This is a genomic window from Sphingobium fuliginis (assembly GCF_004152845.1).
Lineage (GTDB): Bacteria > Pseudomonadota > Alphaproteobacteria > Sphingomonadales > Sphingomonadaceae > Sphingobium > Sphingobium fuliginis.
Genome location: NZ_SEON01000001.1, coordinates 46,790 through 60,764, shown reverse-complemented (window position 1 = coordinate 60,764; position 13,975 = coordinate 46,790). Strand labels below are relative to the sequence as shown.

General features: G+C 66.0%; 15 protein-coding genes. 4 read left to right on the top strand and 11 right to left on the bottom strand.

Annotated elements, in window-relative coordinates; genetic code table 11:
• Window positions 1-19: 19 nt before the first annotated feature.
• Window positions 20-976 carry an L-threonylcarbamoyladenylate synthase gene (locus EWH10_RS00325; protein ID WP_065846747.1) on the bottom strand — a complete coding sequence of 319 codons (957 nt, stop codon included), beginning with the start codon at window positions 974-976 and terminating at the stop codon, window positions 20-22.
• 111 nt (window positions 977-1,087) lie between these two features.
• Between EWH10_RS00325 and EWH10_RS00320 the strand changes: the two genes are divergently transcribed.
• Window positions 1,088-1,906, top strand: a complete 819-nt coding sequence (locus EWH10_RS00320; protein WP_025548859.1) for an ATP-binding protein — start codon at window positions 1,088-1,090, stop codon at window positions 1,904-1,906.
• 228 nt (window positions 1,907-2,134) lie between these two features.
• Here EWH10_RS00320 and EWH10_RS00315 read toward each other — a convergent pair whose 3' ends face one another.
• Both EWH10_RS00315 and EWH10_RS21620 read right to left on the bottom strand, forming a co-directional pair.
• A complete protein-coding gene (locus tag EWH10_RS00315; protein ID WP_044662581.1) occupies window positions 2,135-3,463 on the bottom strand; it encodes a PQQ-dependent sugar dehydrogenase in 1,329 nt (442 codons plus the stop codon).
• Between the two features lie 60 nt (window positions 3,464-3,523).
• Window positions 3,524-3,697, bottom strand: a complete 174-nt coding sequence (locus EWH10_RS21620) for a hypothetical protein (RefSeq protein WP_165363299.1) — start codon at window positions 3,695-3,697, stop codon at window positions 3,524-3,526.
• A gap of 227 nt (window positions 3,698-3,924) precedes the next feature.
• Here EWH10_RS21620 and EWH10_RS00310 point away from each other — a divergent pair, with 227 nt between their 5' ends.
• A complete protein-coding gene (locus EWH10_RS00310) occupies window positions 3,925-4,128 on the top strand; it encodes a hypothetical protein (protein WP_037482318.1) in 204 nt (67 codons plus the stop codon).
• Window positions 4,129-4,222: 94 nt separating this feature from the next.
• On the opposite strand, the gene argC is transcribed toward EWH10_RS00310, so the two are convergent.
• The 4 genes from argC to EWH10_RS00290 all read right to left on the bottom strand — a co-directional run bounded on the left by argC (window position 4,223) and on the right by EWH10_RS00290 (window position 7,898).
• Complete coding sequence (argC, locus tag EWH10_RS00305) at window positions 4,223-5,167, bottom strand: N-acetyl-gamma-glutamyl-phosphate reductase (RefSeq protein WP_025548862.1); 945 nt, start codon at window positions 5,165-5,167, stop codon at window positions 4,223-4,225.
• The gene (locus EWH10_RS00300) at window positions 5,164-6,072 is read right to left on the bottom strand and encodes a C40 family peptidase (protein WP_044662580.1); all 909 of its coding nucleotides are present in this window, start codon (window positions 6,070-6,072) and stop codon (window positions 5,164-5,166) included. The genes argC and EWH10_RS00300 overlap by 4 nt, the downstream gene beginning before the upstream one ends.
• The gene (locus EWH10_RS00295; protein WP_025548865.1) at window positions 6,032-6,439 is read right to left on the bottom strand and encodes a MarR family winged helix-turn-helix transcriptional regulator; all 408 of its coding nucleotides are present in this window, start codon (window positions 6,437-6,439) and stop codon (window positions 6,032-6,034) included. The genes EWH10_RS00300 and EWH10_RS00295 overlap by 41 nt, the downstream gene beginning before the upstream one ends.
• A gap of 61 nt (window positions 6,440-6,500) precedes the next feature.
• Window positions 6,501-7,898, bottom strand: coding sequence for a leucyl aminopeptidase family protein (locus EWH10_RS00290; protein ID WP_044662579.1), 1,398 nt, complete (start codon window positions 7,896-7,898; stop codon window positions 6,501-6,503).
• A gap of 139 nt (window positions 7,899-8,037) precedes the next feature.
• On the opposite strand from EWH10_RS00290, the gene EWH10_RS00285 reads away from it, so the two are divergent.
• Window positions 8,038-8,241, top strand: a complete 204-nt coding sequence (locus EWH10_RS00285; RefSeq protein WP_007684028.1) for a hypothetical protein — start codon at window positions 8,038-8,040, stop codon at window positions 8,239-8,241.
• On the top strand, window positions 8,241-9,095 hold the full coding sequence (locus EWH10_RS00280) for a DUF4163 domain-containing protein (RefSeq protein WP_044662578.1): 855 nt from the start codon (window positions 8,241-8,243) through the stop codon (window positions 9,093-9,095). The genes EWH10_RS00285 and EWH10_RS00280 overlap by 1 nt, the downstream gene beginning before the upstream one ends.
• Window positions 9,096-9,190: 95 nt before the next feature.
• On the opposite strand, the gene rimO is transcribed toward EWH10_RS00280, so the two are convergent.
• The 4 genes from rimO to serS form a co-directional block, all read right to left on the bottom strand.
• Window positions 9,191-10,573, bottom strand: coding sequence for a 30S ribosomal protein S12 methylthiotransferase RimO (gene rimO, locus EWH10_RS00275; RefSeq protein WP_170825621.1), 1,383 nt, complete (start codon window positions 10,571-10,573; stop codon window positions 9,191-9,193).
• Window positions 10,574-10,609: 36 nt separating this feature from the next.
• A complete protein-coding gene (locus EWH10_RS00270) occupies window positions 10,610-11,668 on the bottom strand; it encodes a potassium channel family protein (protein ID WP_044662577.1) in 1,059 nt (352 codons plus the stop codon).
• A gap of 168 nt (window positions 11,669-11,836) precedes the next feature.
• A complete protein-coding gene (surE, locus tag EWH10_RS00265) occupies window positions 11,837-12,610 on the bottom strand; it encodes a 5'/3'-nucleotidase SurE (RefSeq protein ID WP_044662576.1) in 774 nt (257 codons plus the stop codon).
• A gap of 34 nt (window positions 12,611-12,644) precedes the next feature.
• Window positions 12,645-13,922 (bottom strand): serine--tRNA ligase, encoded by a 1,278-nt coding sequence (gene serS, locus EWH10_RS00260; RefSeq protein WP_044662575.1) that lies wholly within the window; start codon window positions 13,920-13,922, stop codon window positions 12,645-12,647.
• Window positions 13,923-13,975 lie beyond the last annotated feature (53 nt).

Below are 13,975 nucleotides of genomic sequence, written 5' to 3'. Positions count from 1 at the left end.
GTCCGCATGAATGCGAATGTTAAGCCGCCGCCCGCCGCAACCGGTCATTGATGGCTACACCGATCCCTTCATTGGGTATCGGCGCCACCGCGATCCGCTCCGCCGCGCTGGCATCCGCGATGTGCAGGGCCGCGAACAGATGCGCCGCCGCTTCCCGCATATCGGCGTCGGGGCTGAGATTCACATGACACGGCATCAGGCCGAAGCCGATCAGATATTCGTCCTTCTCCGCCTTCAGCGCGTTCAGCCGCACCGGCTTGGACGGCGCATAATGGCTTTCCAACTGCCCCGGCGCCTCGATCTTCGCATTGTCAGCGCCCGTCACCACCGGCAGCCTGCTTGCCTCCTCCAGCATGGCCGCCGTGATCGGGCCCGGTCGCAGCAGGCGGATGCAGTCGCTTTCCGGCGCGACGATGGTCGATTCCAGCCCTTCGCTGGTCGGCCCCTCATCCAGGATCATGCGGATCTTGCCGTTGAGGCTCGCCAGCACATGTTCGGCGCGCGTCGGGCTGATCGCGCCGCTGCGATTGGCCGAAGGCGCGGCGAGCGGACGCCCGCTTTCCCGGATCAGCGCCCGCATCGCCGGATGGGCGGGCAGGCGCAGCGCCACGGTCGGCAGTCCCGCCATGACCAGCGGGGACAGCCCACTATCCGGGCGCACCGGCAGGACCATGGTCAGCGCGCCGGGCCAGAACCGCTCCGCCAGCTTGTCGGCCACGGGCGAAAAATCGGCCAGACGCCCGGCCATCTCCCGATCGGCGACATGGACGATCAGCGGATTGAAGCTTGGCCGTCCCTTGGCGGTGTAGATCGCCGCCACCGCGTTGGAGTCCGTGGCGTCCGCCGCCAGGCCATAGACCGTCTCCGTCGGCACGGCGACCGGTTCGCCCGCACGGATCAGCAGCGCCGCCTCGCGCAGCGCTTCGCTGCCATAGCGGCTTATTCGGGTGGAAAAGACTGGATTTGGGATGGTCACGACCCCAGCGATATAAGCCCCGATTTCCGGGAGTAAAAGGCCATTGCTACAGAAGAATGACATGGGCGCCGCGCTTGCCCGTCATGCGGATGCGGGCTAAGCGAGGGCGCCATGAACGATGCCCTGCTGACCCGCATTGCCGAAGCGCTGGAACGGATCGCTCCGCCGCCCGCTTCTTCCGCCGATCTGGCCGCCGCGCCCGCCTATGTGTGGAACGGCGCCACGATCCGGGCTGTGGAGGCCTTCGCGCCGGTGGATTACGCCCTGTTGACCGGCATTGATGCGCAGAAGCAGGCGCTGCTTGAAAACAGCCGCCGCCATGCTGCCGGACATGCGGCGCATGACGTGCTGCTGTGGGGCGCACGCGGAACCGGAAAGTCCGCCGTCGTTGCCGCCGTCATCGGCAAGCTTCAGGCGGAGGGGCAGGACATCGCCCTGCTGCAATGCGCGATCGATGAACTGGCCAGCCTGCCGCAACTCTTCACCCTGTTGCGCGACACGCGCCGGCCCTTCATCCTGTTCCTCGACGATCTTGGCTTCGATGAAAATGGGGTGGGCGACGCCCGTGCGCTTCGATCGCTGCTCCAGGGCGGAACCGCCGCCCGCCCGGCCAATGTTCGCCTCTATGTGACGTCCAACCGCCGTCACATCGTGCCCCGCCACCTGTCGGAGCAGGACGACCCCGTCAATCCCCGCGACGTGGTGGACGACAAGATGGCGCTTTCGGACCGCTTCGGGCTGTCCCTGGGTTTCCACGCGATCGACCAGGATGCCTATGTCGCTATTGTCAGCGGCTATGCGGCCAGCCTCGGCCTCAGCTTCCAGCCGCTGGACGCGATCCAGTGGGCGACGCAGCGGGGTAGCCGCTCAGGCCGCGTGGCCTGGCAATATGTGGTGGAACTGGCCGGGCGGCATGGCCTCAATATCTAGGCCGTAAACCCATCCGGGCGTCCTGCGGTTCGACCAGAAAGGCCCATCACGGCGTCGGCAGGGCTTGAAACATATTCCCGCGCCCTCTCTCCTTGTGCCGGGCCCTTTGCCTCAAATCCTGAGCGCGCCATTCATGGGTTTGCGGCCGGGGCATTTTGGGGAGTGTCCCTCTCTGCCGGCCCTCGACGGGAGAGGATCAAGGGCACACCCCGGCAAGAACCCATCACCTCACTTCGCCGCCGTCACCCGCCAGACGACACCGCCGACATCGTCGCTGACCAGCAACGCGCCCCTGGCGTCCGCCGTCACATCGACCGGGCGCCCATGCGCCTCGCCCTTGCTTCCCAGGAAGCCCGTCAGCACATCGACCGGCTTGGCCTTGCCCGCCTCCCCATTGTCGCCAAAGGGCACGAACACGACCTTGTAGCCCGCGGCAGGCTTGCGATTCCAGCTGCCGTGCAGCCCGACAAAGGCGCCGTTGGCATAGGGCGCGCCCAGCGTCACCTTGTCGGCGAAGCTGAGGCCCAGCGGCGCCACATGATTGCCCAGCGCATAGTCCGGCCGCTTGGTATATTCGCGAACCTCCGGCCGTTGCGGCTGGACACGGCGATCCTCATAACCGCCCCAATAATTCCACGGCCAGCCATAGAAGGCGCCGAATTCCACCCGCGTCAGATAATCGGGCACCAGATCGCTGCCCAGCATGTCGCGCTCGTTCACCACGCCCCACAAGGCGCCGCTCCTGGGCTCGAAAGCCAGCCCCACGGGGTTGCGCAGGCCCGAAGCGTAGATGCGATAGGCGCCCGTATCGGGATTGACCTCCAGCACGGCGGCGCGATTGGCCTCCGTCTCCAGGTCATTTTCCCCGATATTGCTGTTGGAGCCGACGCCCACATAAAGCAGCCCCTGCGGGCTTGCGGCCAGGCTGCGCGTCCAGTGCATGTTGGGCGCCTGCGCGGGAAGGTTCAGGATCTTGCGCCCCCTGGCCGTGATCCTGCTGTCCCCTTCCTTGTAGGGAAAGGCCATCAAGGCATCCGTATTGGCGACGTAGAGCGTGTTCCCCACCAGCGCCATGCCATAGGGGGAGTTGAGCCCGCTGAGGAAAGCGGTCTTGGTTTCCGCCCGCCCGTCGCCATCGGCGTCGCGCAGCAGGGTGATGCGGTTGGCGGACGGCACGCCGGCGCCTGCCTTGTTCATCAGATAGTTCATCACCCGGTTGACGATGCCGCCCGTCGGGCGTGTCGGACTGTTGGTTTCGGCCACCAGCACATCGCCATTGGGCAGGCGCAGCAGCGAGCGGGGATGGTCCAGCCCATCCGCGAAGCGATCGACGTTCAGCCCCTTTGCGGGAACCGGCTTTTCCCCACCCTTCCACGGCACGGCATCCGCGACGTTCATCGTCGGGATCATTTCGCTGCGGGGGCTGGTGAAAACCGGCTCCTTGCCCACATCCGCGCCGGCCGGAAGCCGCGCCGTATCTCCCCGCGCGAAATAGAAGAAAAGGCCGATGAGAACGGCCAGCGTGAGGAGGGTGAGCGCGATCAGATGCTTCTTCATGGCTATCCGTTTATGCTGGCCCACAGATGGTGGCAAGGCGCGCAAGTGCCGGGTGCGGAGCTATTTTCCCCGATCCCGCACCCATAGCAGCACCGCGATCACGATGCCCAGCGCGGTGCCGCCCAGCAGGCCTGCACTTGGCTGGCCCATCAGGCCGCCGACGATTGTTCCGCCCAAAATGGTGAGCGCCAAAATGGCGCCTGCGCCGATCGGTTCTTTTCTGGCATTGGTCATTTCCCGGTCCTTGCCACGCGCGGGGATGCATGGCCAGCGCTTTCCCGCCTGCGCCTTTTCAGGACAGGTCTGTGCCGCAACGGGATGTTTGTGCCATGGCGGGACTTGGCTAACCGGCCGTTCACCCTTCCAGGCCGCGCTGCTCCGTCGATGACCATGGTTGGCATGGGGATTGAACCATGATCCTTACCGTCAGGGTGGGGACTTTGGGGGGCTTCGTCATGAACATGCCATATCTTTCCAATCGAAAGAGCTATGAGGACGCAGCTGAGCTGATGTCGCTGTTTGGCGACAATGCAGGCTATGAAGCCGCGGCGCGCGCCGACCGAAGCCGCGATCTGGGCAACCATATCCGCTTCTGCCATTGGCGGCAGATCGAGCGGCTGATCGTGCTGCTGACCCATGAAGGGCCGCTGGGCACGATCCATTGATCCAGCGCATCTCCGAAGCTTCGCTCGCCCCGACTTCCCATCCGTCATGCTGAAACGAGTCCGGCATGACGGATGGAGCAGATCGAATGTCGGCCTATAGCCGCAGGCCAGCCGTTTCCGGCAGTCCCGCCAATATGTTGAGGTTCTGCACGGCGGCTCCGGCCGCGCCCTTGCCGAGATTGTCGAGCGCCGCCACCAGCCGCGCCTGACCGGCCGCCTCATTGCCGAAGACGAACAGCGCCAGCCGGTCGGTCGCGCCGACATGCTCCAGCCGGACCTGAGTCATCGCCGCGCTGTCCTCCAGCGCTTCCACGCTGACGATGGGCGATCCCGCATAGGCGGCGGCCAACACGCCATGCACATCGGCCACCGAAGGCGCCCCGGGCAGGGCGCGCAACTGCAACGGCACCTCCACGATCATGCCGCGATAGGCATTGGCGACGGCCGGGGCGAACAGGGGCGGGTGCTGCAAGCCGGAATAGCGCAGCATTTCCGGCACATGCTTGTGGGCCAGCCCCAGTCCATAGGGCCGGAACGCGCTCGGCGCGCCCTCCGCGCCTTCATATTCCGCGATCATCGACTTGCCGCCGCCCGAATAGCCGGATGCGCCGGATACCGTCACCGGCCAGTCGCCCGGCAGCAGACCGGCGAGCACCAGCGGTCTCACCAGCGCCAGGAAGCCTGTCGGCCAGCAGCCCGGATTGGCGACGAACCGCGAATTTGCAAGCCTGTCCCGATGCCCCGGTTCCAGTTCGGCAAAGCCATAGGTCCAGCCGTCCGCCACCCGATGGGCCGTCGACGCGTCGATCACCCGCGTCCGGCCATTGTCGATCAGGGCCACCGCCTCCCGCGCTGCATCGTCGGGCAGGCAGAGGATGACGATGTCCGCCGCGTTCAGCGCCTCCCTGCGCGCCGACGCGTCCTTGCGCCTGTCCTCGTCGAGCGTGATGATCGACAGTTCGGGACGACCCGCCAGCCGCTCGTTGATTTCCAGACCCGTGGTGCCGACGCCGCCGTCGATGAATATCCGATGTGTCATGTGCCGATTCTCCGCCTCGCCGTCACGGGTTCCGCATGGTCCGCCGCCAACCGTCCGACGACGTCGGCCAGTGGCTCGATCACCACGCTCATCCAATGGGCGTTGGCATGTATCATGTTGCGCTCGTCGGTCATGATGCCGACATGGCCGGGGAAGAAGACAAAGTCCCCTCGTCGGAGCGGCGCATCCGGCGCGATGAGGGAACCGATCCCCTCCCGCTGCAGATCGGTGTCGCGGGGCGCCTTGATCCCGCACTGGCCGAGCGATACCTGCACCAGGCCGGAACAGTCGACGCCGCGATGCCCGCGCCCGCCCCAGACATAGGGCTGGCCCAGATAACGCTCCGCCACCGAAACCCAGTCGCTTTCCAGCGCGTCGATCTCCGCGACATGGCGCCGATGCACGAAGCCTTCCGCACAGGCGAAGAAATCGCCCCGCGCCTCTGCCGCGAACTGCGCGCCGCGCGGCCAGTAATCGGCAATGGGCGACTTGATGTCGGCGGCGCTGAAGAGCGGCGCCGTGCCGGTGATCACGCGGCTGTTCACCACCTCCCGCACGTCCAGCGCTTCCCGCCGGACATAGCCGACATAGCCGTCATGCCCGCAAAAGCCCCAGGCCCAGTCCGCCGTCACGTCCAGCGCGTGGAAGCTCTCGCCGCGCAGCAATTCGCTGACCGCCTGCGCCTTGGGCGTGTCGGATGCCAGCACCGGCGCGCCGGCGGCGACGCAGGTCAGTTCGACGGCGCGGGCATAATGGGCGGAAAACAGCACGCCGGCCAGCGCCAGGTCGGCCAGGTCGCCGCGCGCCGCGTGGACGCGCGTGTCGAGCCTGACCGATCGGCCGTCCAGCTTGAATCGGATGCGTTCAGGCGGTGCGTTCCGCAGGGGAGAAGTTGAGGCGTTCATCGCGGCCGGTTCCTGCGATGAAATGGTGAAAGGCGTCAAGAAATTCCGCCCCTTTTGGGGTTCGGGTGATGAAAATATTGCGTCGGTCGGTGGAGTCCCGTTCCCGCCGCAGATAGCCGAGCGCCGATAATTTGTTGAGTGCGCGGGTGATGACCGGCTTGGAGACGTTCAGCGCCTCCGCGAGTCCCCGCACCGTATGCGGCCCCGCGCCGATGTAGACGGTCAGCATCAGCGCCATCTGCCGGTTGGTGAGGTCGGGTTTGCCGGACCGCACATAATCGACCAATGTGCGCATCCATTGGCTGAGCGGCTTCAGGCCGGGACGGTTCAGCTCTGCGGCTTCAGTCTGTGCGGAATGGGCATCCATGACCCCGTAACGCACGATAGCCAATCCGGTTGCGTAACGGCCTCGGACAATCGCTTTCTTTTTACTTTTTACGGCCGTAGCGCGCTTGCAGCATATGGAAGACGGCGCGCAGTCCCAGCGCCTCGCCCCCCTTGGGCCGCCCCGGCCGGGAGGCGGGACGCCAGGCAAAGGTGTCGAGATGCAGCCAGGGCACGGCGTCGGGCACGAACCGCCTGAGGAACAGCGCGGCGGTGATCGCCCCGGCAAAGCCGCCTTCGCCCGCATTGTTGATGTCGGCCACATCGGACTTCAGCATTTCCGCATAGCCGTCCCACAGGGGCAGGCGCCAGGTCGGATCGTCGACGGCGGTCCCGGCCGCATCCATGTCTGCGGCGAGCGCCTCGTCATTGGCGAACAGGGCGGGGAGGTCCGGCCCCACGGCCACCCGCGCCGCGCCGGTGAGCGTAGCATAGTCGATGATCAGGTCCGGCTTGTCCTCTCCCGCCAGCGTCAGCGCGTCGCCCAGCACCAGCCGCCCCTCGGCATCGGTATTGCCGATCTCGACCGTCAGCCCCTTGCGCGACCGCAATATGTCGCCGGGCCGGAAGGCATTGCCGGACACCGCATTCTCCGCCGCCGGGATCAGCAGGTGAAGCCTAACCGGCAGGCCCGCGTCCATGACAAGCTGCGCCAGCGCCAGGGCATGGGCCGCGCCGCCCATGTCCTTCTTCATCAGGCGCATGGCGGAAGACGGCTTGATGTCCAGGCCGCCGCTGTCGAAGCAAATGCCCTTGCCGACGACCGCGACCTTCGGGTGCCCGGGATCGCCCCAGCGCAATTCGATGAGGCGCGGCGCGAAGCCCTTGTCCGCGGCCTTGCCCACGGCATGGATCATCGGGAAGCCATGTTCCAGCGCATCCCCCTTCGTCACCTTGCAGTCGGCGCCGAAGCGTTCCGCCACCTTGCGGGTTGCAGCTTCCAGTTCGGCCGGCCCCATGTCGGCGGCGGGCGTGTTGACCAGATCGCGCACCAGCGCCACCGCCTCCGCCAGGCGCGTGGCCGCATCGATCTGCGCCACTTCCGCGGTCAGCAGGACGCGCGCTCCCGATCCATTTTCTTCGCTGCGATAGCGGTCAAAGCGATATTGCGCGGTCAGCCATCCCAGCATCGCCGCGCCGGCCGCGCCTTCGACCAACCGATAAGTCCCCTCGGGCAAGGCCTCGGCCAGCCTGGCAAGGCACCATGGTCCCAGCTTCGTGGCGGAAGCGACGCCCGCCACTACCGACCAGTCCGCCGGATCTTCGCCAGGCAGAATGGCGAATTCATGCGCCTTGCCCTTGAATTTCTGCGCGGCGGCCAGCGCGCGCACACGCTCCGGCTGGCTTCCCAGCCAGCTTTCCAGCCCTGGCGCCTCCACGATCAGGATCGAACGGGCAGGTTGATTGTTGTCGGCTTTCAGCAGGTCGGAAAAATCGCTCATGCCCTATGTTCTGGAGAAAGGCGGCGGGTAAGAAAAGCCCAATCTTTCGTCGTCCGCGCGCCTCCTTCGACCGCGCTATCATTTGCGTCGGGCGGAGCGCAGGCATAGATTGAACGAAGTTAAAAGAAGGAGAGACATGATGATGCACAGCGACGATGGCCGCCTTCAGGCCCTGCGCGCCCGTGCCTATGCGCTGGCGGAAAGCGGGCGTTTCGACGGAGCGCATGCGGTGGAGCAGGCATTGATCGCGGAAGGCTGGCCCAATGCCGGCGCGGCGCTCCAGAGCAGCTATGCGCGCAAGGCGATCAGCGAACGGTGCATGGCGGCAGCCAAGGCCCATTGATGCGCCGGATAAAGGGGAGGGGACTGGCGGGACTGCCCCTGGGGGCGGTCCTGCTGCTTTGCGCCTGTTCGCCGTCGAAAGATGCCCGGAATGCGGGCGAAGCGGCTCTGCCGGGCAACGATGTCGCGGCCAGCAATTTCGCGAACCGCATGTCCGGCCAGCCGGAGCCGCCGCCGCCCGCCCAACCCTTCGAGCAGAAGGAGAAGACCGATCTGCTCGAATTCGCCTATGGCTACCCTGCCCAGGCCGCGCAGATACCCGCCCTGGCGGAGAAGTTCGGCAACGCGCTGAAGGTCGGCAAGGCGGATGCGTTGAAAATGGCGCGCGAAGACCAGAAGGCCGCCAGCGCGTCCGGCTATCCCTTCCGCGCCCATGCGCTTGACGTCCATTGGACGGTCGCCGCCGATACGCCACGCTTCCTTGCGCTCCAATCGGAAAGCTATGTCTATACCGGCGGGGCGCATGGCATGACCGGCTATGACGCATTGCTGTGGGACAAGGCGCGCAAGCGGGAGACGGCGGTCACGGCGTTGATGACTTCGCCTGCCGCCTTCGCGGCCGCCATCCATGACCGCTTCTGCGACGCACTGGACAAGGCTCGCGCCGAAAAGCGCGGCGAGCCGGTGAAGCGGAGCGATGACGACGACTTCACCAAATGCATCGATCCGATGCAGCAGGTGCTGGTGCCGACGTCGAAGGACGGCAAGCTGATCGACGGCGTCACCGTGGTCGTCGGTCCCTACAGCGCCGGGCCCTATGCCGAGGGAAGCTATGAGATCGCGCTGCCTGTGGACGGGGCCATGCGCAAGGCGATCAGGACGGAATATCAGGACGCCTTTGCGGCGGCAGAATGACGCTGCCCCCCCCACAATGCGCCGTGCCCCTGCGAAGGCGGGCGTTCCGTTCTGACGTCGGAACTGGGTTCATGCCCTCGCAGGAACATGGTGCCCTAAACCGACGGCACTCCGTAAAGGTCATGCTCGTCGGCATCCTCGATCAGCACGTTCAGGATGCTGCCCGGCTGCAAGCCTTCGCCCACGTCGCGCAGGAAGACATTGCCGTCGATTTCCGGTGCGTCGGCTTGGCTGCGCGCGGTCGCGCCGATGGAGCCGTCCTCGTCCGCTTCGCCCACCTCGTCGATGATGACGGGCAGCACGCGGCCGACCTTCGCCTGTAACCGTGCGGCGGAAATGGCGGCGGTCTTCTCCATGATCCGCTGATAGCGTTCTTCCTTGACCTCTTCCGGCACGGCGCCGGGCAGGTCGTTGGCCGCCGCGCCCTCCACAGGTTCGAAGCGGAAGGCTCCCACGCGGTCGAGCTGCGCCTCGTCCAGCCACTGGAGAAGATAGTCGAAATCCGCCTCCGTCTCGCCGGGAAAGCCGACGACGAAGGAGGAACGGATCGCGATGTCCGGGCAGATGTCCCGCCATTTGCGGATGCGGTCCAGCACCTTCGCTTCGTTCGCCGGGCGCTTCATGGCCTTGAGGACAGAAGGCGCGGCGTGCTGGAAGGGAATGTCGAGATAGGGGGTCAGCAGCCCATCGGCCATCAGCGGGATCACCTGATCCACATGGGGATAGGGATAGACATAGTGCAGACGGACCCAGGGCGGCGTGCCATCGGCGGTGCGAAGCTGCCCCAGTTCGCGCGCCAGATCGGTCATGTGCGCGCGAACCTCGCGCCCCTTCCACTGGCGCGCCTCATGCCGGGTGTCGACCCCGTAAGCGGAGGTGTCCTGGCTGATGATCAGCAGTTCCCGGGTTCCGGCATGCACCAGCTTTTCCGCCTCGCGCAGCACAGCGTCTATGCGCCGGCTGACCAGATCGCCGCGCAGCGAGGGGATGATGCAGAAGGAGCAGCGATGGTTGCAGCCCTCCGAAATCTTCAGATAGCTGTAGTGGCGCGGGGTCAGCTTGAGCCCACCCTCCGGCACCAGATCGACGAAGGCGTTGGGGATGGGCGGCGACGCCTCATGCACCGCGTTCACCACCGCCTCATATTGATGCGCGCCGGTGACGGCCAGCACCTGCGGGAATTTCTGACGGATCAGTTCCGCTTCATTGCCCATGCAGCCGGTGACGATGACCCGGCCATTCTCCGCAATCGCCTCTCCAATGGCTTCCAGCGATTCTTCCTTGGCCGAATCGAGGAAACCGCAGGTGTTGACCAGCACGACGTCGGCGCCGGCATAGTCGGCGGACATCTGATAGCCGTCGGAACGCAGCTTGGTCAGGATGCGCTCGCTGTCGACCAGCGCCTTGGGACAGCCCAGCGACACCATGCCGACCTTCGGCGCTTCGGGAATTTTGGTTGCCATGATCGGCGCGCACATAGGGATTTTTGCGCGCAATGTCACGGGGGCAGGAAATCAGGGCAGGGACCGGGCTTCCCCGGCGGCCGCGCCCTGCACGATCTCTATGATCAGGTCGCCGGTCTGGAGCCGGGCCGCGCCCTCTTCCCAGAAGCCGATGGCCCGCCCGTCGCGGTAGATGCGTACCCCCAGACCAGTGGCGATGGCGGAAAGCGGTTGCCCGATCTCCTCCGGCAGAACGAAGCGTTCGTTCAGCTTCACCTGACCGCCCGAAGCGGCAAGGTCCGACATATAGTCGGCAATATGCTGGCCGCTGGTGCTGCCCGCCAGCAGCAGCCCGGCGAAGCTGACCGGGTTGATCACGGTGGTCGCGCCCGCCTGCCGCGCGGGCAGTTCGTTATCCTCGTTGCGCACGACGATGCTGATGGGCAGGCGAGGGGCCAGATGCCGCGCCGTCAGGGTGATGAGGATCGAGGTGTCGTCCCGCCCCGCCGACACGATCAGCGTCCGCGCCCGGTGGATCGCGACATCGTTCAGCGTCCGGTCCCGCGTCGAATCGCCGCACAATATGTTGCAGCCCAGCGCTTCGGCCTCGGCCAGCGCCTTCTCTACCGGGTCGACCACCACGATCTCGCGCGGATCGACGCCCCGCGCCAGTAGCTCGCGCACCGCCTCGGCCCCGCTGGTGCCGAAGCCGGTCACGACGATATGATTGTGCAGATCGGCCTGAATGCGAGCCATGCGCCACCTGTAGAGGATGTTGCGGAAAAAGAGATTATAGGCCGTGCCGAGGAAGATCAGCCAGACGAACAGGCGGATCGGCGTCACCAGCAATGCCTCGAACAGCCGGGCTTCCGGGCTGACCGGCACGATGTCGCCATAGCCGACCGTCGTCACGGTGACGGTGGTGAAATAGAGCACGTCGACGAAGCTGATCCTGTCGTCGAGATTGTCCTTCAATCCATCCCGGCCGACCCAGTGGATCAGCAACACCAGCCCGATCAGGCCGAACACCAGTCCCACGCGCCAGGTGAGATCGGCCCAGATCGGCAGCGAAGACCGCCGCCGCAGAAAGCCCGCCGCGCTGGACGGCGGCCTTACCGGAACGATCCTCATCGGACCTTTTCTTCGATGATACGGACGGGAAGCATCGTGGGAATGGTGAAGGCAGGAAGAAGGAATGCGCGCGACATCGCCATGTCTTTAACGCTCTGGCCGCGCCATGGCCAGATTCCGTTCCGGCCGACTGCAAAACCATATCCCCGCCTGGGCAGGAACATGCCGTCAGCCGACCTGCCCTCCGAAGGCCTGCGCCGTCGCCGCGATCGCGCTGTCCTGCGTCAGGTCGTAATGCAGCGGCGTCACCGTCACATAGCCTTCGGCAATGGCGGCCAGATCGCTGCCCTCCGGCACGGAGTCGCTCTTGCCCAGGCCGAACCAGTAATAATCATAGCCGCGCGGATCGGTGCCATGGATGATCTTCGTCCGGTCCACATCGTGAAAGCCCTGCCGCACCACGCTGATGCCCTTGACGGCTTCGGGTTCGACGGCCGGGAAGTTCACGTTGAACAGCAGCCGGGGGCTGGCCGGCATGGCGATCAGCGGGCGCAGCACCCGCTCGCCCCAGGCCCGCGCCGCCGCGAAGGGCACGGCGTCGCCCATCCCCTCCCGCACATAGACCTGGCTGAGCGCGATCGATCTGATGCCCGAGATCGCGCCCTCCATCGCGGCCGATACCGTGCCCGAATAGGTCACGTCCTCCGCCAGGTTGGCGCCGCGATTGACGCCTGACAGCACCAGATCGGGCTTCGCATCCTTCATCAGATGGCCGACCGCCATCATCACCGCGTCGGTCGGCGTTCCCGATACGCTGAAATGCTTCTCGCCATGCTGCCGGACGCGCAACGGCCGCGTCAGCGTCAGGCTGTGGCCGGCGCCGGACTGCTCCTCGCTCGGCGCGACGATCCAGATGTCGTCCGACAGCGTCCGGGCGATCTCCTCCAGCACGGTCAGGCCCGGCGCATGGACCCCGTCGTCATTGGTGAGCAGGATGCGCATATATCTGGAATCCCTTCGCTTGGGGGTCGGCAGCCTATCGGGGCCGCAACCGCGTCACCCCGCCCATATAGGGGGCCAGCACTTCCGGCACGATCACGCTGCCGTCCTCCTGCTGGTAATTTTCCAGAACCGCCACCAGCGTCCGTCCCACGGCCAGTCCCGACCCGTTCAGCGTATGGAGGAAGCGCGTCTGCTTCTCCCCCTCCGGCTTGTAGCGCGCGTTCATCCGCCGCGCCTGGAAATCGCCGCAATTGGAGACGGAACTGATCTCGCGATAGGTCTGCTGGCTAGGCAGCCAGACTTCCAGATCCCATGTCTTCCGCGCGCCAAAGCCCATGTCGCCGGTGCACAGCAGCACCTTCCGATAGGGCAGGCCAAGCGCCTGCAAAACCCCCTCAGCCGCGGCGCACATGCGCTCATGCTCGGCCTCGGATTCCTCGGGCCTGCAGATCGCCACCAGTTCGACCTTCTCGAACTGGTGCTGGCGGATGAAGCCGCGCGTGTCGCGCCCGGCCGATCCGGCTTCCGACCGGAAACAAGGTGTCAGCGCCGTCAGCCGCAGCGGCAGGCTTTCCACCGCCACGATCTGTTCGCGCACCAGATTAGTGAGGGAAACCTCCGCCGTGGGAATCAGCCAGCGCCCATCGGTGGTCCTGAACAGGTCCTCCGCGAATTTCGGCAACTGTCCCGTGCCGAACAGGGCCTCATCCTTCACCAGCAGCGGCGGGTTGACCTCCTCATAGCCGTTTTCGCCCGACTGGCGGTCCAGCATGAACTGCGCCAGCGCGCGGTGCAGCCGCGCCATCTGCCCGCGCAGCGCGGTAAAGCGCGCCCCGGAAAGCGCCGCGCCGCCTTCGAAATCCAGCCCCAGCGCCGGGCCGAAATCGGCATGATCCTTCGGCGTGAAGGGGAAGCTCCGCGGTTCGCCCCACCGTGCCACCTCGACATTCTGGACCTCGTCCTCCCCCGTCGGCACGTCGTCCGCCGGCAGGTTGGGGATCGCCGCCAGCCGCGCCGCCAATGCTTCGCCAATCTCGCGATCCTCCGCCTCCAGGGCGGGCAGACTCTCCTTGAGCGCCGCGACTTCGGTCTTCAGCGCGTCGGCCGTCGCCATGTCCTTCTGCGCCATCGCCTGGCCGATGGCCTTGCTCGCTTCATTGCGGCGCGCCTGACCCTGTTGCAGCGCGGTCTTGATCGCGCGGCTCCGTTCGTCCAGCGCCAGCAACTCCGCGCTCAGCGGTTCAAGCCCGCGCCGGGCCAGCCCCGCGTCGAAAGCGGCGGGATTTTCGCGAATGAAACGAATGTCGTGCATGGGTCAGCCCTATGCCGTTCTGCGACCAGCCGCGCAACCCTGCACACCGCCGT